The following is a 16,777-nucleotide window of genomic DNA, read 5'->3' as shown; positions in this document are numbered from 1 at the left end:
ATCTTCGGCGGTGCTGCTAGACCCGGTAGTACCGGTTGGCGCGACGCTCGGCGTTGGCGATGGCGTCTTCCGGGGTCGACTGTCCTGTCACAGCCTCAGCGAACATGTCGACGAGCACGTAGTCGGCCATCGTGCCGGCGGACGCCGCGCCGAGAGGACCGGCATAGCCGTTGGGCCGCAGCGTCGAGGAGGCCTTGGCGTAGGCCGCATGGATCGGGTTCGAGGTCCAGACCGGGTTGTTCTCGAAGGCCCGCAGAGGCTGGCAGCAATAGGCGCTGGCGCCCTGGATCCAGGCGTTCATGTTGTCGGGTTGGTAGAGGAACTGCAGGTAAGCCTTGGCAGCCTCGGGGAATTTCGTGTGCCGGAAGATCGAGATGGTCGAGGTCTGGTGCAGTTCGATGGGCTGGCCGACCGGGCCGACGGGGAAGTTGGTCGAGCGCATGTCGGCCGCCATCTCGGCGAGCGCCGGGTCCTTCTTGGCGGCGTAGTAGACCGACACGCCGTTGGCCGTCAGCGACACCTGGCCGGCGATGAAGGCGCGGTTGTTGTTGACGTCCTGCCAGCTCTCGGTGCCGGGGATGAAGGTCTTGTAGAGTTCCTGCGCGTATTTCACGGCCGCCAGCGTCTCAGAGCTGTTCAGCACCACCCTGCCGCTCTCGTCGACCATCTGGCCGCCATGGCTCCAGAGCAGCCAATGCGCGTAGTTGTTGCCGTCGCCCACCGCCTTGCCGTGCGGGAAGCCGGCCGGCGTGCCCTTGGCCTGCATCGCCTTGCAGAGATCGAGGAAGCCTGCAGTGTCCTTCGGGAACTCCGAGAAGCCGGCGGCCTTCACGTGGCTGTCGCGATAGACCACGGCATTGCCGATGGCGCAGAGCGGCAGGGCGATGAACTTGTCGTCGCGTTTGGCGTAGGCTTCGAGGCCGGGATACCAGCCGCCGTTGGCCGCGCCGATCGAGGTGCCGAGGTCGGTGACGTCGACCAGCTTGTCCGGGTACTGCTGCGGATCGTCGAACCAGCTCATCACCATGTCGGGGCCGGAGCCGACATTCGCGGCGACGGCGGCCTTCGGGCGCACGTCCTCCCAGCTTTCCTTGTCGATGCGCACCGCGACGCCGGTGGCGTCGGTGAACTTCTTGGTGTTGGCGAGGAAAGCCTCCTCCTCGGCCGGCACGAAAGGCACCCAGCGCAGCAGGCGCAGCGAGGCGCCGGCCTCGGGCGTGAAGGTGGGCGCGGCGGCGCTTTGCGCGAAGGCGCGGCCGGGCGCGAACGGCCCGCCGAGCGCGCCGGCGGCGATGAGACCGGCCGAACCGGCTAGAAGATTGCGACGGTTGATCATGATGGTTTCCTCCCAGAAGACCGCTTGACCCGAAGGCCGATAGACTGCGTCCGTCTCGGGCGGGCATTCGGGGCCCGCCTCGTGGTGCCCGCCGGCGCTGCCGCCGGCAGGAGGCGGCTAGAGCCGCTCGCCGCTCTTGGCGTCGAAGAGATGAACTGCGTTCGGGTCGATCGACACGTTGAGGCGCTGGCCCGGCCGGATGTCCACCCGCTCACGGAAGACGCAGGTCACCTCGGTCTGGCCGAGCTTGCCGAGCACCTGACTCTCGAAACCGGTCGGCTCGACCACCACGACCTCGATCCCGATGTCGCCGCCGAGATGGATCGCCTCCGGCCGCGCGCCATAGACGAGATCGCGCCCGATCGCGCCCCGATGCGCCTGCCCCAGCGGCAGCGAGAGACCGTCATTCGTGACGAAGCGGCTGGAATCCTGCGGATCGAGCCGCCCGTGCAGCATGTTCATCGCGGGCGAGCCGATGAAGCCGGCGACGAAGAGGTTGACCGGATTGTCGTAGAGGTCGAGCGGGGCGCCGACCTGCTCGATGCGCCCGTCCTGCATCACCACGATCTTGTCGGCCATGGTCATGGCCTCGATCTGGTCGTGCGTCACGTAGACCGTGGTCGTGGTGAGCCGCTGGTGCAGGTTCTTGATCTCGGTGCGCATGGAGACGCGCAGCTTGGCGTCGAGGTTCGACAGGGGCTCGTCGAACAGGAAGACCTGCGGGTCGCGCACGATGGCGCGCCCCATCGCCACGCGCTGGCGCTGGCCGCCGGAAAGCTGGCGCGGATAGCGGTCGAGAAGGTTGGTGAGGCCGAGGATCTCGGCCGCCGGCTTCACGCGGGCGTCGATCTCCGACTTGGCGGCGCCCTTCAACTTGAGCGAGAAGGCCATGTTGTCGGCAACGCTCATGTGCGGATAGAGCGCGTAGTTCTGGAACACCATCGCGATGTCGCGATCTTTCGGCGGCAGGTCGTTGACGACGCGGTCGCCGATGCGGATCTCGCCGCCCGAAATATGCTCGAGGCCCGCCAGCATGCGCAGCAGCGTGGACTTCCCGCAGCCGGACGGCCCGACGAGGATGACGAACTCGCCGTCCTCGATATGGACGTTCACCCCCTTGATCACCGGGTGCGAGCCGAAGGACTTTTGAACGTCGACGATATCGACAGAAGCCATGCTGAGGATTCCTCCCGTTGAACTGGAATAGACCGGTGGGCTTTGCGCCTCGTCTCGGCCGGGTCGACGGTCGCGGCGGCTAGCCGCGTCCGACGAAGGGCATCTTGGTCGCCATGATCGTCATGGTCAGAACGTTGGCTTCGGGCGGCAGCCCCGCCATGTGCACGACCGCCTCGCCCACCAGCGCGACGTCCATCGTCGGCTCGGGGTGCAGCTCGCCATTGGCCTGCAGCACGCCCGAGGACATGGCGGCGGTCATGTCGCTGGCGGCGTTGCCGATGTCGATCTGGCCGCAGGCGATGTCGAACGGACGACCGTCGAGGGCGGTGGACTTGGTGAGCCCGGCAATGGCGTGCTTCGTCGCCGTGTAGGGCGCCGAGTTCGGCCGCGGCGTCGTCGCCGAGATCGAGCCGTTGTTGACGATGCGCCCGCCTCGCGGCGACTGCCGCTTCATCAACCGGAAGGCGCCTTGCGTGCAGAGGAAGGCGCCGGTGAGATTGGCGGCGACGACACCGGACCATTGTTCGAACGAGACGTCCTCCAGCGGGATCGGCGGGACGTTCGAGCCGGCATTGTTGACGAGAAGATCGAGCCGCCCGAACCGACGCTCGACCTCGGCGAACAGGCGACCGACCGACGCGGGATCGCCGATGTCGGCCTCCACCACCTCGATGCGCCCGAGCGCGCCGAGCTCAGCGGCAGCGTCCGCCAGCACGGCCGCCCGCCGACCGGTGATCGCCACCGTCCAGCCGGCACCGAGCAGCGAGCAGGCGATCGCCTTGCCGATACCCGTGCCACCGCCGGTGACGAGCGCGTATCGCGGAGATGGGGAAGCGGCGGAATTCGACATCGGAAACGGAAAATCCTTCAAGCGGACGGGGACACGGGCTCGGGAAGAACGGCGCCGGAAAGCTGGGCGTAAAGGCGCGCGAGCGAGGCGTCGTCGTCATGCCCCATGCCGGCGCCGGACGCGGCGAGGAACATCTGCAGCGCGGCGGCCGAGACGGGCACGGGAAAGCGCTGCGCCCGCGCCATGTCCTGCACGATGCCGAGGTCCTTGACGAAGATCTCGACCGCGCTCTTCGGCGCATAATCGCCGTCGAGTACGTGGGGAATGCGGTTCTCGAACATCCAGCTGTTTCCGGCGGATGCGGTGATCACGTCGTAGACCTGTCGAAGATCGAGACCCTGCCTGGCGGCGAAGGCGATGGCCTCGCAGGCCGCGGCGATGTGGACGCCGGCGAGCAGCTGGTTGATCATCTTGAAGGCCGCGCCCGCGCCGGGCGCGTCACCGAGCTCGTAGACCTTCGCCGCGATCGCATCGAGAACCGGCCGTGCGGCGGCGAAGGCGGCCTTCGAGCCGGAGGCCATCACCGTCAGTTCGCCGGAGGCGGCCTTCACGGGACCCCCGCTCATCGGCGCGTCGAGATAATGCCGGCCGGCGGCTTCGAGCCGGGCCGAGAGGTGCCGCACGATCTCGGGATCCATCGTGGCGCAGGAGACGAAGACGGCGCCTTCCGGCATGGCCTCGGCCACCCCGCCCGCACCGAACAGCAGCGCTTCCGTCTGCGAAGCGTTCACCACCACGCTGACCACCGCGTTCGCGTCCCGCGCCGCGGTCTCGGCATCGAGCGCCGCTCGGCCACCATCGCTCACGAAACGCTGCAGGGACGCCGGATACGGATCGAAGCCGACCACGGAAAGCCCGGCGCGCATCATCGACGTCGCCATGCCATGGCCCATCGAGCCGAGCCCGAGCACGGCCACCCCTCCCGATCGATCGGCGACGGCGCTGGCTGCCATCGTTCCTCCCCTTGCGGACATCTCGTCGAACGCTCGCGGGTTTGCGCCCGCCTCTTCGTGCCGTCTGCGCGGCTTCGATCGAAGAATCGCCCCGTTCGGGACATATCGGAAAATTGGTACAGCACGCAGACCAGCTTGCCAACGCTCGCGTCGCACGTCGAGATCAACGGCGGCGGAAGTCCTCGATCCAGCCCAACCCCAAGTCGGTTTCGCCGCGCGGCTTGTATTCGGCGCCGAAGAAGCCGGTCCAGCCGGCCTCGCGCAGGAGGGGCAGAAGCCGGTCGTAGGCCACCTCCCCCTCGTCGGGCTCGCGGCGCCACGGCACGGACGCGAACTGGACGTGGCCGATCGCGCCGAGATGCGCCTCGAACCGGCGCAGCAGATCGCCGCCCATGATCTGCTGGTGGTAGCAGTCGAACATGATCTTCAGTTCGGGCCGCGCGACGGCGCGCACGATCGCCGCCGCCGCCTCGACCGTCACGTGGAGGTAGCCGGGCACGTCGCGCGCGTTCAGCGGCTCGATCAGCACCGTCATTGCATGGCGGGCCGCGAGATCGCACGCGGCGATCAGATTGTCGTGAAAGATCGCCATCGCGCCGGGCGCCTTGCCGGGCACACCCGCCATGACGTGGACGGCCCCGGCGCCGATCGCGGCGCCGTAGTCGAAAGCCTGCTCGATGGCGTCCCTCGCCTCGCTCTTGCGGCCCGGCAGCGCAGAGAGGCCGAATTCGCCGGGTCGCCCCTTGGCGGTGTTGAGGCCGAGCATCGGCAGGCCGGTGTCGCGAAGCGCGCGCGCCACGGCGGCGGCATCTTCGCCGTAGGGCCAGTGGCATTCCACCGCCTCGAAACCGGCGGCCTTCGCGGCGTGGATGGCGTCGGGCAAGGGCCGATCGGCCCAGAGGAAACCGAGATTGGCGGACAGGCGGATCATGCGAATCCCTCCAGGTCGAAGGCGCGCACCACGGCGGCGACCTCGTTCTCGTCCATGAGCCGGGGATGAGCCCCTCGCGTCAGCAGCGCCAGCCGGGCCGTCGCCTCCAGCTCCTCCATGGCGTTGACGGCGGCTTCCAGGTCGCGGCCCGCCACCACCGGCCCGTGATGGGCGAGCATGACCGCCGAGCGGCGGCCGGCCAACCCGCGGATGGCGTCGGCGGTGGCGGGGTCGCCCGGCACGAAGAATGGCAGCAGCTTCACCCGGCCAAGCTGCATGAGCGAATAGGCGGTGAGCGGTGGCAGCAGGTCGTCGGGATCGACCTCCGGCAGGATAGACCAGGCGACGGAGTGGCAGGAATGGAGATGCACCACCGCGCCGGCCGTGGAGCGCGTCTCGTAGAAGGCCTGATGCAGCGGCATCTCCTTCGTCGGACGGTCGCCGGAGACGAGCCGCCCCTCGGCATCGAAGCGGCTGAGCCGCGCCGGATCGAGCCGTCCGAAGGAGGAGCCCGTCGGCGTCACCAGCAGACCGCCGTCCTCCAGCCGCACCGAAATGTTGCCGGTCGAGCCATGCGTCAGCCCGCGATCGAAGAGCGAGGCCGCGAGCCGGCAGATCTCTTCGCGCTGACGCGTTTCGGCCGTCATCGCCCGGCACCCTGGAGAGCGACGAGGGCGGTCTCGAAGAAGTCTGCATCGCCGAAATTGCCCGACTTCAGCGCCAGCCAGAGCGGACGCCCGCTGGCGCGCACAGCCGGAACGCCGGGCGCGATCTCCGGGCCGATCTCCAGCGCCTGCAACGCCAGCCCCTCCACCACGGCTCCCGAGGTCTCGCCGCCCGCCGTGACCAGCCCGGTGACGCCCGCCGCCACCATTTCGCGCGCCAGCTCGGCGAAGAAGCCCTCGATCCGCGCGGCGATGGCGTCGCGCCCATGGCGCTCCTGCGCGGCGCGAACGGCGTCGGGATCGGCCGAGGTGTAGACGAGCGGGGCATCGGCGAGGTGCGCGCGCACCCAGCCGGCGGCGAGAGCTGCGGTCATGCGCCCGTCCGCGAGGTCGTCGGGATCGATCTCGAGCGCGGGATGACCGGCGACGTAGCGAGCCACCTGGCTGCGCGTCATCGTCGAGCAGGATCCCGACAGCACGACCGCCGGCCCCGCGCCGGCCGCCGACCAGTCGTCGGCGACGCCGGCCAGCAGCCCTTCGTCGCGAAAGTTTGCGGGCAGCCCGAGGGCGATGCCCGATCCGCCGGTGAGCAGCCGATGGTCGCGGGCGGCGCGCCCGATGGCAAGGAGGTCCTCGTCGCGGATCGCATCCACCACCACCAGAGGGCGCCCGGCCGCGACCTCGCGAGAGACGCCCGCCGCGATCGCCTCGGCGCCTGCGAAGACCTCGCGCGCCGCGACGTGGCCGACAGGGTGACGCGTCTGCGGCGCGAGCCAACGGCGCAGGTCGGGGTCGCGCATGGGGGTGAGCGGATGGTTCTCCATGCCGCTTTCGCTGAGCAGCCGGTCGCCGACGAAGAGATGCCCGGCATAGACGGTGCGCCCGGCCGCGGGAAAGGCCGGGCAGACGATCGCGCGGTCGGCGCCGAGCCGCTCCGTCAGCGCGTCGATCACCGGCCCGATATTGCCCTCCGGCGTCGAATCGAAGGTCGAGCAATATTTGAAGAAAAACTGCCGGCAGCCCTGCGCCAGCAGCCAGTCGGCGGCATCGAGCGACAGGCGCACGGCCTTCGCCACGGGAACGGTGCGCGATTTCAACGCCACGATCCCGACTTCGACCTCGGGCGCGGCGGGCTCTTTGGGCACGCCGACATATTGCGTCACGCGCATGCCGGCCTTGCGGAGCGTGTTGCCGAGATCCGACGATCCCGTGAAGTCGTCTCCGATGCAGCCGAGCAGCATGGGTCTCTCCTGTCGCGCTCAGACGCGGGCGGTGCCGCCGAGTTCGTCTTCGAGATGGGCGCGGACGATCTCGTCGAACGAGGCTTCCGCCTGGAAACCGAGATCTCGGGCGCGCCGCGCCTCGATGTCGGGCGCCCAGCCGCAGACGATGCGGATGATCGCCGCGTCCGGCTCGCGGCGGATGAGCTTCACCGCCCGCTCGCCGACGATGCGCCCGAGCGCCTCGATCTCGTCCCCCACCGTCGCCGACAGGCCGGGCAGACTGAGGTTGCGCCGCGGGCCGACCGCCGCCGTGTCGAGCATCGCGGCATGCAGAAAGAAGCCGATCGCGGCGCGAGGGCTGGCGAAATAATGCCGGACCTCGTCGCCCACCGGCAGCACCGCCTCCTGCCCCACCATCGGCTCGCGCAGGATGTTGGAGAAAAAGCCGGAGGCCGCCTTGTTGGGCAGGCCGGGGCGCACGCAGATCGTCGGCAACCGCAGCCCGAGCCCGTCGAAGAAGCCACGCCGCGAATAGTCGGCGAGAAGCAGCTCGCAGATCGCCTTCTGCGTGCCGTAGCTCGTCAGCGGCGTCAGTGCGAAATCGTCGGGAATGCGATCGGGGAAGGGCGCGCCGAACACGGCGATCGAGGAGGCGAAGACGAGACGCGGCGTGTGACCGCTCGCCTCGTGCTCGCGCCGGATCGCCTCGAAGAGATCGCGCGTCCCGTCGAGATTGATGCGGTAGCCCTTCTCGAAGTCGGCCTCGGCCTCGCCCGAGACGATGGCGGCGAGGTGGAAGATCACGTCGGGTCGCTCGGCCGCGAGCGGCGCGGAGGCGCCGGGAACGGAAATATCGACCGCCGCCGTGCGGATCGCGCCGACGCGGCCCGTCGGCTTCGCGGGCTCCACGACGTCGACCAGCACGAGTTCGTCCACCGGCCGCTCGCCGATGCCACCCTCCGCGGCGATGCGCTCGGCGAGCTTGCGCCCGATCATGCCGGCGGCGCCGATGATGAGAATCTTCATGTCGTTCCTCCCTCTTGCGCCGGCCGCTGTTGCGGTTCCGGCGCGTCGATCCTTGTCGGTCAGGCGGCGGACGGATCGCCGGGCCCGAGCACGTCCTGCGTGGTGCGGTAGATGCGTTCGAGATGGGTGTCGAAGGCGGCGACGGTGCGCGCGCGGTCCCTTGCCTCCAAAGCCGCAAGGATCGCCTCGTGGTCGCCGACGCTGCGCGCGATGGCGCCGGGCTCGGCCACGGCGCGGCAGCGATGCTCCATCATGTAGGCGTAGAGATCGCCGACGAAATCGGCGAGCGCCGGGTTTGCGCAGGCCCGGTAGACGGCAAGGTGAAACTCGCGGTCGCTGATGAGGAAGCGGACGGGGTCCTCGGTCGCCGCGCGCTGGGTCTTGACGGCTTCGCGCAGGAACCGGATCGTCTCGTCATCGATGCGCTCGGCGGCGTCGCCGACCACCGGGCGCTCCACCAGAAGGCGCGCGGCGTGAATGTCGTCCAACCCGTAGCCGTTGATGAGACGAGGCTCGCGCATTCGCGTGAACTCGGCGCCGACCTCGTCGGACACGACGCGCGTGCGCGATCCGTGCACCACCGAGAGAAGACCGCGCGCCGCCAGGATCTGGATCCCGCCGCGCACCGATTCGCGGCTGACCTGGAGCGCGGAGGCGAGATCGCGCTCGCTCGGCAGGTCGTCGCCGATCTTGAAGATGCCGGAGGCGATGAGGATCGCAATCTTGCCGGCCACGACGTCGCGAATGTTGCGACGGACGATGCCGCCCTGCAGTTCGGACGCGTGTTCGAGAACGAAATGGGTGAGCGACATAGAAGACCAGAAGCCAGGGGCCCACCTGGTTTGCCCGGCAGACCAGTTCATTCTGCCGATACGCCGGAGCCTGTCAAGGCCGCCGGCCGCGCCGAAGGCCGCGGTTGCCTCCCCCGCCCCGCCGACCGCTCGTCAGTGCGCGACGGCCTCCCTGCCCCGCAGGCGCGCCCAGAGCGGAGCGAACACCCGGCCGACGAGCGGAATGAGGATCGCACCGACCGCGAGACCGACGATCCCCGACCCCGCGGCGGTGACGAGCCAGCCGAACAATCCCCCGCCGAACGGGACGGCACCGGCCACGGCGAGCGAAGCGTCGTGCAGGAGATGGGCGGGCGCCGCGATGCCGTAGCCCTCCAGGCCATGCAGCAGGATGCCGCCGCCGACCCAGATCATCGCGGCCGTGCCGATCACCGCCAGGACCTTGAGGAAAACCGGCATGCCCACCACCAGCCCGCGCCCGAAGGCCCGGCCGAGCGACCCGACCGTCGCGGACCAGCGGCCGGACGCCATCGACAGGCCGATGTCGTCAGCCTTCACGATGAGCGCGACGCCGCCATAGACCACCGCCGTGATGCCGATCGCGACCACCGCCAGCACGAAGGCCTCGGTCCAGAAGCCGCCGTCCGGCACCGCCGCGAGCGTGATCGCCATGATCTCGGCGGACAGGATGAAGTCGGTCTTGATCGCGCTGGCGACGCGCTGGTCTTCCAGCGCCTTCGCATCGACGACGGACGTGTCCGTTGCCACCTCCGAGGCCGCATGCGCGGCATGCGGAAACAGCCATTCGGCCACCTTCTCGGTGCCCTCGTAGCTCAGATAGGCGCCGCCGAGCATCAGCAGCGGCGTGATCGCCCAGGGCGCGAAGGCGCCGAGCGCCAGGGCGGCCGGCAGCAGGAAGATAAGCTTGTTGCGCAGCGACCCGCGCGCGATGCGCCAGACGATCGGGATCTCTCGCGCCGGCGAGAAGCCCACCACGTAGCGCGGCGTTACGGCGGCATCGTCGATCACGACGCCGGCCGCCTTCACCCCGGCGCGCGCCGCCTGCCCCGCGACGTCGTCGAGCGAGGCGGCCGCGACCTTGGCGAGCGCCGCCACGTCGTCGAGCAGCGCGATCAATCCGATACTCATGGGGCGTCCTCGCGTTCCCGTCTCACCTCGGCACCCATGGGGCCGGCAAATCGCCGGGAGTCAAATGCCGGGATCGACGCCCCTTGCAGAAACATCCGAGGCCATCCAAATACCATCCACACGGATGGCGAAAGACGAGCGATTGGCGAAGATCCCCGACAGCGAGAAGATCACGATCAACCTCGGCCATGTCGATCTCGGCCAGATCGACCTGCTCGTCGCCGACGGCTTCTACTCCAACCGCTCCGACTTCATCCGCACGGCGATCCGCAACCAGATCGGGCGCCACGACGACGTGCTGCGCCGGTCGGTGGAGCGTCACGATCTCGACCTCGGCCTTCGCCGCTACGACCGCCGCACCCTCGAAGCCGCACAGGCGGCAGGAGAGCGCCTGACGATCCAGGTGCTGGGCCTCGCGGTAATCGAGGGCGACGTAACGCCGGAACTGGCGCGCGAGACCATTGCCTCGATCCACGTGCTGGGCGCGCTCCAAGCGAGCCCCGCAGTGAAGGCGGCGCTCGCCGGGCGCATTCGCTAACGGCATCCCGCCCGAATTCTTCGGCTCCCCGAACCCCAAGGACCTTTCCGATGAAGCCCATGAATCTCGACGCGATGCGAGAGGCGACGCGCCTCACCCGCGAAGGCCGCCTGTCGGAGGCGATGGCGCTGCTGCAAGGTGCGGGGCCGACGCCGGACGGGCAAGCCGCGCCGTCACACCACGGGCCGACGATCGACCTGACGGCGAGCGCCCCTCCGGCCCGCAAGGGCGACGGCATGATGAGCAAAGACCGGCTGAACGATCTCGCCTCGACCCTCAAGACCGGCCTGAAGGGGCTGAACCTCGGCAGCCTCGGTGGGACGCAGACGCCCGTGCCCGAGATCGCGCCGGGTGCGAGCTTCGCCGAGTTCCGCCATGCGGACGCTGCCGGAAGCCGATCCTACAGGCTCTACGTCCCCGGCAGGAGCAAGGACGGACCGCGGCCGCTCCTCGTGATGCTGCACGGCTGCACCCAGTCGCCCGACGATTTCGCGGTGGGCACCGGCATGAACGCGCTGGCAGAGCGTCATGGGCTCATCGTCGCGTATCCCGCCCAGGATCGCGGCGCCAACACCAATGGCTGCTGGAACTGGTTCCAGCCGGCCGACCAGCGCCGCGGCAGCGGCGAACTGGCGATCCTCGCCGGCATCGTCGCCGAAATCTGCGAGGCGCAGTCGGTGGACCGCGCGCGCATCTTCGTGGCCGGCCTCTCGGCGGGCGGGGCGACCGCCGCCCTCCTCGCCGCCGAATATCCCGAGGTCTTCGCCGCCGCCGGCGTGCATTCCGGCCTTCCCGCCGGTGCGGCCTCGGACATGCCCTCCGCCTTCTCAGCGATGCGCCAGGGGGGCGCGCCCGTGACGGCGGATCGCATCCGCGTGCCCACGATCGTCTTCCATGGCGACCGCGACGCCACCGTGCATTCCACCAACGGCGACCGGATCGTCACCCAGGCCGGCGGCACGAAGGCGTCGTCGGTCGAGGTTCGTAACGGCCGCTCCGACGGCGGCGTCGGCTTCGAGCGCAGCGTCTATCGCGACGACGCGGGCCGGAGCTTCTGCGAGCAGTGGATCCTGCACGGTGCCGGCCACGCCTGGTCCGGCGGCAGCGCCGCCGGCACCTACACCGATCCGGCGGGGCCGGATGCGAGTGCGGAGATGGTGCGCTTCTTCTTCGCGGTCGGCGACAGCGCGAGCGCCTAGAGAACCCGGACGTGGTCGCCGGGCGGCGAGACCCCGTGGGGGTTCTCGGCCTGGCTCGCGGCGGCGTCGAACCCGTCCATCCATTCGTTCCATTCGGGCGTCTCGACGGCGTGTGGGTTGCGGCTGCGTGGAATGCCTTGGGTAAAGGCCACTTCGCCTTCCGACCGATGCAAGTGGATCATGTTCATGCTCCCAGCGTCCCCGGTTGAAGGTGTGGCCTGCAACACGGTTTTTGTGGGGCTGCCGGGCCCTGCCTCTTCGGCCGCCGATGCCGGCAGCCCGGCGAGCCCGACTTGCGGTCGCGCGAGCGAGGCGTCATGTAGGCGCAACCCCGCGCCGTCGAGCCCACGACCGGCGCGCCTCCCGTTTCGACCATCGACGAAGGTAAGACCCATGAGCGCCGCGACGGACATGACGCCGACGCCCGCGTCCGGCAAGGCCGCCGCGAACGGCTTTGCCACCCGCCGGACGTTCGCCATCATCTCGCACCCGGACGCCGGCAAGACGACGCTCACCGAGAAGCTGCTGCTCGCCGGCGGCGCCATCAACATGGCGGGCGCCGTGAAGGCACGCGGCGAGAACCGGCGGGCCCGCTCCGACTGGATGGAGATCGAGCAGTCGCGCGGCATCTCCGTCACCTCCTCGGTGATGACGTTCGAGCGCGAGGGCATCACCTTCAACCTTCTCGACACGCCCGGCCACAGCGACTTCTCGGAAGACACCTACCGCACGCTCACCGCCGTCGACAGCGCCATCATGGTGGTGGACGCGGCCAAGGGCATCGAGGCGCAGACGCGCAAGCTGTTCGAGATCTGTCGCCTCCGCGACATTCCCATCATCACCTTCGTCAACAAGGTGGACCGCGAGGGCCGCAGCCCGTTCGAGGTGCTGGACGAACTCGAGGAGGCGCTCGCCCTCTCGGTCTCGCCGCAGGTCTGGCCGGTGGGCATGGGCACCGATTTCCAGGGCTGCTACGATTTCGCTTCGAACGAGTTCCTCTATTCGAAGACGCGTGCCAATGGCACTTTCGACAGCGTCAAGCCGATGTCGGGGATCGACGATCCCGAGTTGACGAAGATGCTGCCGGCCCATGTCGCCGAGCGCTTCCACGAGGAGGCCGAGCTGGCGCGGGACGGCTATGCTGAGTTCGACACCGACGCCTACCGCCAGGGCCACCTGACGCCGGTGATCTTCGGCTCGGCGTTGCGCGACTTCTCGGTGGACCAGCTTCTGAAGCTCGTGGCGCGCTATGCGCCGCCGCCGCGCCCCCAGCCCTCCGACAAGGGTGCCGTCTCGCCCGAGACGAAGGACGTCTCGGCCTTCGTCTTCAAGGTCCAGGCCAACATGGACCCGAACCACCGCGACCGCGTGGCCTTCGTGCGCTTCTGCTCGGGCCATTTCAAGCGCGGCATGAAGCTCAACCACGTGCGCTCCGGCAAGCCGCTGGCGATCAACAACCCCATCTACTTCTTCGCGCAGGAGCGCGCGCTGACCGAGGAAGCCTTCGCGGGCGACGTGATCGGCATTCCCAACCACGGCACGCTGCGCGTCGGCGACACGCTGACCGAGGCCGAGCCCTTCCGTTTTACCGGCCTGCCCTCCTTCGCGCCCGAAGTGATGCGCCGCGTGCGTCTGGAAGACACGATGCGCATGAAGCAGTTGCGCCGGGCGCTGGAAGACCTCGCGGAAGAGGGCCTCGTGCAGGTGTTCAAGCCGATGATCGGCTCCAACTGGATCGTGGGCGTCGTCGGCCCTCTGCAGCTTGACGTTCTCGCCTCGCGCATCCGCGGCGAATACAAGACCGAGATCGGATTCGAGCCGGTGCCCTATTCCACGGCGCGCTGGATCACCTCGGACGACGAGAAGAAGCTTCGCGACTTCATGAAGGACAACGTCATGCAGGTGGCGCAGGACCGCGACGAGCGGCCGGTCTACCTGCCGAAGAGCGACTGGGAGCTGCGCTACGCACGGGAGCGCAATCCCGACATCCGCTTCGAGGAAACGCGCGAACTCGTCTCTGTCTAACCCTTACGGGAGCCCTGCCGGTGAAGCTCTACTTTTCGCCCACCCAGCTTCGCCATCGGCCGACGCAGTATCTGGTGCACGGCCGGATCGTCCGGCCGCTCGAAAACCCCGATCGCGCCGAGACGCTGAAGGCGGCGCTGCAGACGCTCGGAGTCGAGGCTTTCGAGCCGGACGACCATGGGCTGGCGCCGATCCTCGCCGTCCATGCCGATCACTACGTCGACTACCTGCGGACGGCTTATGCCGAATTCGCAGCCCTGCCGAACGCGGGACCGGAAGTGTTTCCGAACGTTCACCCCTACTCGGCCGGTACGGCGGGCCTCGGCGCGCGAGGGCGCCCGCGCACAACCGGCATTCTCGGCCGCACGGGCTGGTACGTCGGCGACCTGTCCTGCGCGATGACCGAAGGCACCTACGACGCCGCCTATGCCTCGGCGCAGACCGCCACCTCGGCGGCCCGTGACGTGGCCGGTGGCGCACGGCGAAGCTTCGCGCTCTGCCGCCCGCCCGGACACCACGCCTATCATGACCGGGCCTCCGGCTTCTGCTTCCTGAACAATGCCGCGATCGCGGCGCAAGCGCTGCGGGCGCGCTTCGCCAAGGTCGCCATTCTCGACTTCGACACCCATCACGGCGACGGGACGCAGGCGATCTTCTCCGCGCGGCCGGACGTCTTCGTCTGTTCGGTCCACACCGACCCCAGCGCCTACTATCCGCATTTCTTCGGCTATGCCGACGAGCGCGGCGAAGGCGAGGGCGAGGGCTTCAATCTCAACCTTCCGCTCGCCTTCGGTGCGGGCGATGCGGAATTTACCGGTGCCGTCGGCGCGCTCTGCGAGGCCATCGCCGCCTTCGGCGCCGAGGCGCTCGTCGTCTCCGCCGGCTGGGACGCCCACGGCGCCGATCCGCTTTCGCGCCTCGCCGTCACCACGGCGGCCTATGGCAAAATCGGCGAGCGCATCGCCGCGCTCGATCTGCCGACGGTGATCGTGCAGGAGGGAGGCTATTCGCTGGCGGCGGTGGCCGAAGCCGCGCCGCTCTTCACCGAACGCTTCCTCCAATCGCACCGCTGAAGCGCTATTCGGCGGCCTGTGCCAGCCGCGTGTCATAGCGGATGCGCGCGTCCACAACGCGCGCCTCATGGCGGCTGGCCCAATCGCCGAGCGCGCGCACCGGCACCAGGAGGTCGCGTCCGAGCTCGGTCAGTTCGTAGTCGACACGAGGCGGGATCGTCGGATGGACGGTGCGCGTCACATAGCCGTCGCGTTCCAGTCCGCGCAGCGTCACCGTCAGCATCTTCTGCGAGATGCCGTCGACCTCGCGCTTGAGCTCCGAGAAGCGACGCTTGCCCTGCCCGAGCATCACCACGACGTAGATCGTCCACTTGTCGCCGATCAACGAGAGCACCTCGTCGATCATCCGGCAGCGGACGGGCGGATGAAGATGGGTCGGTTCCATGGCGGTGACCTACGGAGAAAAAGGTGCCGTCTTGCGGCGCGGCCGACAGTCGCTCAAATGCCCTTGGTCACTTTTCCATACAAGGTTTCTGTCTCATGAAACAGGTTGCCGTCCTCGTCGGGTCGCTGCGTCGCGATTCCATCAACCGCAAGTTCGCCGAGGCGCTCGGCCATCTGGCGGCGGAGCGCCTCGAATTCAACTTCGTCGAACTCGGCGACGTACCGATGTACAACGAGGATCTCTTCGTCGAAGGCCAGCCGCCCGAGCCGGTGGCCCGGATGAAGCGCGAGATCGAGGGCGCGGACGCCGTGCTCTTCGTGGTGCCCGAGTACAACCGCTCGTTCCCCGCCGTCCTCAAGAACGCGATCGACTGGGGCACCCGCCCCTACGGGCGCAACTCCTTCGCGGCCAAGCCCGGCGGCATCGTCGGCACCACGCCGGGCGCGACCGGCACGGCAGCCGGCCAGAACCATCTGAAGAGCGTGCTCACCGTCGTCGATGTCGTGCTGATGGGCCAGCCGGAGGTCTATTTCCAGTACAAGCCGGAGCTCTTCGCGGAGGACGGCACGGTCAGCGACGCGGCGACCGCGCGCTTCCTCGGCGGTTATCTCGACCGCTTCGCGAAGTGGATCGAGCGCACCTCCGAGCCCAAGACCACCGCGCAGGCCGACGCCGGCTAACGATACACCGGCCGCCACTCTACCCTAGCGTGGCGGCCGTCTGCCGCGCGATGCCGCGCTCCGCCATCTCGCCGAAGGAGCGCGCCATCGATCCGTCGAGGTCGATGCCGCGACAGGCGTCCTCGACGACCACGACTTCGAGCCCGGCGTCGCGCGCGTCGAAGGCCGTCCACGCGACACAGAAATCCATCGCCAGACCGCAGACGAAGACCCGCCGGATCCCGCGATCCCCGAGGTAGCCGCGAAGCCCCGTCGGCGTCGTGCGGTCGGCCTCTCGGAAGCCGGAATAGCTGTCCACGGCCGCGTTGAACCCCTTGCGCACGATCGCCTGCGCATGGGGCACGCACAGGCCGGGATGGAATTCGGCGCCGGACGAGCCCTGCACGCAATGGGTCGGCCAGAGCACCTGTGTCCCGTAGGCGAGTTCGACGGTCTCGAAGGGCGCGCGTCCGTGCGTCTCGGCGAAGGAGACATGGCCGGCGGGATGCCAGTCCTGCGTCAGCACCACGTTGGCGAAGCGCGCGGCCAGCGCGTTGACGACCGGCACCACGGCATCGCCGCCCGCAACCGCAAGCGCCCCGCCGGGGCAGAAATCGTTCTGGACATCGACGACGATCAGCGCGTCGCTTGGACTTGGTTCGAAGGACATGGCGACTCGCGGCTCCCGGCTTCGGATATGCGCACGCTACGATCGGCCTCGCCGCAGCGCCACGGGAAACCTGAGGCGGAACGCGGCTGCCGCTTCGTTGTTGACCGAGCTGGACCGGTTGTCGAAAT

The 16,777-nt window shown here is 68.9% G+C and carries 18 protein-coding genes; 5 read left to right on the top strand and 13 right to left on the bottom strand.

The window, feature by feature from the left end; all coding sequences use genetic code 11:
• Positions 1-16 precede the first annotated feature (16 nt).
• The 10 genes from GGR04_RS10445 to GGR04_RS10400 all read right to left on the bottom strand — a co-directional run bounded on the left by GGR04_RS10445 (position 17) and on the right by GGR04_RS10400 (position 10,100).
• Positions 17-1,339: an ABC transporter substrate-binding protein gene (locus GGR04_RS10445; protein WP_183199915.1), complete on the bottom strand. Its 1,323-nt coding sequence runs from the start codon at positions 1,337-1,339 to the stop codon at positions 17-19.
• Positions 1,340-1,453: 114 nt separating this feature from the next.
• The gene (locus GGR04_RS10440) at positions 1,454-2,512 is read right to left on the bottom strand and encodes an ABC transporter ATP-binding protein (RefSeq protein ID WP_183199815.1); all 1,059 of its coding nucleotides are present in this window, start codon (positions 2,510-2,512) and stop codon (positions 1,454-1,456) included.
• 79 nt (positions 2,513-2,591) lie between these two features.
• Positions 2,592-3,362: an SDR family oxidoreductase gene (locus GGR04_RS10435; protein ID WP_183199814.1), complete on the bottom strand. Its 771-nt coding sequence runs from the start codon at positions 3,360-3,362 to the stop codon at positions 2,592-2,594.
• 17 nt (positions 3,363-3,379) lie between these two features.
• Positions 3,380-4,315 (bottom strand): L-threonate dehydrogenase, encoded by a 936-nt coding sequence (gene ltnD, locus GGR04_RS10430; RefSeq protein ID WP_183199813.1) that lies wholly within the window; start codon positions 4,313-4,315, stop codon positions 3,380-3,382.
• Positions 4,316-4,478: 163 nt separating this feature from the next.
• On the bottom strand, positions 4,479-5,246 hold the full coding sequence (locus GGR04_RS10425; RefSeq protein WP_183199812.1) for a hydroxypyruvate isomerase family protein: 768 nt from the start codon (positions 5,244-5,246) through the stop codon (positions 4,479-4,481).
• Positions 5,243-5,893: a 3-oxo-tetronate 4-phosphate decarboxylase gene (gene otnC / locus GGR04_RS10420; RefSeq protein WP_183199811.1), complete on the bottom strand. Its 651-nt coding sequence runs from the start codon at positions 5,891-5,893 to the stop codon at positions 5,243-5,245. The genes GGR04_RS10425 and otnC overlap by 4 nt, the downstream gene beginning before the upstream one ends.
• Positions 5,890-7,152, bottom strand: coding sequence for a 3-oxo-tetronate kinase (gene otnK / locus GGR04_RS10415; RefSeq protein WP_183199810.1), 1,263 nt, complete (start codon positions 7,150-7,152; stop codon positions 5,890-5,892). The genes otnC and otnK overlap by 4 nt, the downstream gene beginning before the upstream one ends.
• Before the next feature lie 18 nt (positions 7,153-7,170).
• Entirely contained in the window at positions 7,171-8,160 is a 990-nt protein-coding gene (denD, locus tag GGR04_RS10410) for a D-erythronate dehydrogenase (protein ID WP_183199809.1), read from the bottom strand.
• A 59-nt stretch (positions 8,161-8,219) separates the two neighbouring features.
• A complete protein-coding gene (locus GGR04_RS10405; RefSeq protein ID WP_183199808.1) occupies positions 8,220-8,972 on the bottom strand; it encodes a FadR/GntR family transcriptional regulator in 753 nt (250 codons plus the stop codon).
• Between the two features lie 132 nt (positions 8,973-9,104).
• Positions 9,105-10,100: a DUF808 domain-containing protein gene (locus GGR04_RS10400; protein ID WP_183199807.1), complete on the bottom strand. Its 996-nt coding sequence runs from the start codon at positions 10,098-10,100 to the stop codon at positions 9,105-9,107.
• A 124-nt stretch (positions 10,101-10,224) separates the two neighbouring features.
• Between GGR04_RS10400 and GGR04_RS10395 the strand changes: the two genes are divergently transcribed.
• Together GGR04_RS10395 and GGR04_RS10390 are read left to right on the top strand one after the other, a co-directional pair.
• The gene (locus GGR04_RS10395; protein ID WP_183199806.1) at positions 10,225-10,638 is read left to right on the top strand and encodes a ribbon-helix-helix domain-containing protein; all 414 of its coding nucleotides are present in this window, start codon (positions 10,225-10,227) and stop codon (positions 10,636-10,638) included.
• A gap of 50 nt (positions 10,639-10,688) precedes the next feature.
• Positions 10,689-11,837 carry an extracellular catalytic domain type 1 short-chain-length polyhydroxyalkanoate depolymerase gene (locus GGR04_RS10390; protein WP_183199805.1) on the top strand — a complete coding sequence of 383 codons (1,149 nt, stop codon included), beginning with the start codon at positions 10,689-10,691 and terminating at the stop codon, positions 11,835-11,837.
• Here GGR04_RS10390 and GGR04_RS10385 read toward each other — a convergent pair.
• Positions 11,834-12,025: a hypothetical protein gene (locus GGR04_RS10385; RefSeq protein WP_210291745.1), complete on the bottom strand. Its 192-nt coding sequence runs from the start codon at positions 12,023-12,025 to the stop codon at positions 11,834-11,836. The two genes, GGR04_RS10390 and GGR04_RS10385, sit on opposite strands and share 4 nt — an antisense overlap.
• 205 nt (positions 12,026-12,230) lie before the next feature.
• Here GGR04_RS10385 and GGR04_RS10380 point away from each other — a divergent pair, with 205 nt between their 5' ends.
• Positions 12,231-13,862, top strand: a complete 1,632-nt coding sequence (locus tag GGR04_RS10380) for a peptide chain release factor 3 (RefSeq protein WP_183199803.1) — start codon at positions 12,231-12,233, stop codon at positions 13,860-13,862.
• A gap of 20 nt (positions 13,863-13,882) precedes the next feature.
• Positions 13,883-14,935 carry a histone deacetylase family protein gene (locus GGR04_RS10375; protein WP_183199802.1) on the top strand — a complete coding sequence of 351 codons (1,053 nt, stop codon included), beginning with the start codon at positions 13,883-13,885 and terminating at the stop codon, positions 14,933-14,935.
• A 4-nt stretch (positions 14,936-14,939) separates the two neighbouring features.
• On the opposite strand, the gene GGR04_RS10370 is transcribed toward GGR04_RS10375, so the two are convergent.
• On the bottom strand, positions 14,940-15,320 hold the full coding sequence (locus GGR04_RS10370; RefSeq protein ID WP_183199801.1) for a winged helix-turn-helix transcriptional regulator: 381 nt from the start codon (positions 15,318-15,320) through the stop codon (positions 14,940-14,942).
• A 95-nt stretch (positions 15,321-15,415) separates the two neighbouring features.
• Here GGR04_RS10370 and GGR04_RS10365 point away from each other — a divergent pair, with 95 nt between their 5' ends.
• Positions 15,416-16,000 carry an NADPH-dependent FMN reductase gene (locus tag GGR04_RS10365; protein ID WP_183199800.1) on the top strand — a complete coding sequence of 195 codons (585 nt, stop codon included), beginning with the start codon at positions 15,416-15,418 and terminating at the stop codon, positions 15,998-16,000.
• A gap of 19 nt (positions 16,001-16,019) precedes the next feature.
• On the opposite strand, the gene pncA is transcribed toward GGR04_RS10365, so the two are convergent.
• Entirely contained in the window at positions 16,020-16,649 is a 630-nt protein-coding gene (gene pncA, locus GGR04_RS10360) for a bifunctional nicotinamidase/pyrazinamidase (protein ID WP_183199799.1), read from the bottom strand.
• Between the last annotated feature and the right edge of the window lie 128 nt (positions 16,650-16,777).

It is taken from the genome of Aureimonas pseudogalii (assembly GCF_014196835.1).
Classification (GTDB): domain Bacteria; phylum Pseudomonadota; class Alphaproteobacteria; order Rhizobiales; family Rhizobiaceae; genus Aureimonas; species Aureimonas pseudogalii.
This window is presented reverse-complemented; position numbering and strand designations above follow the sequence as displayed.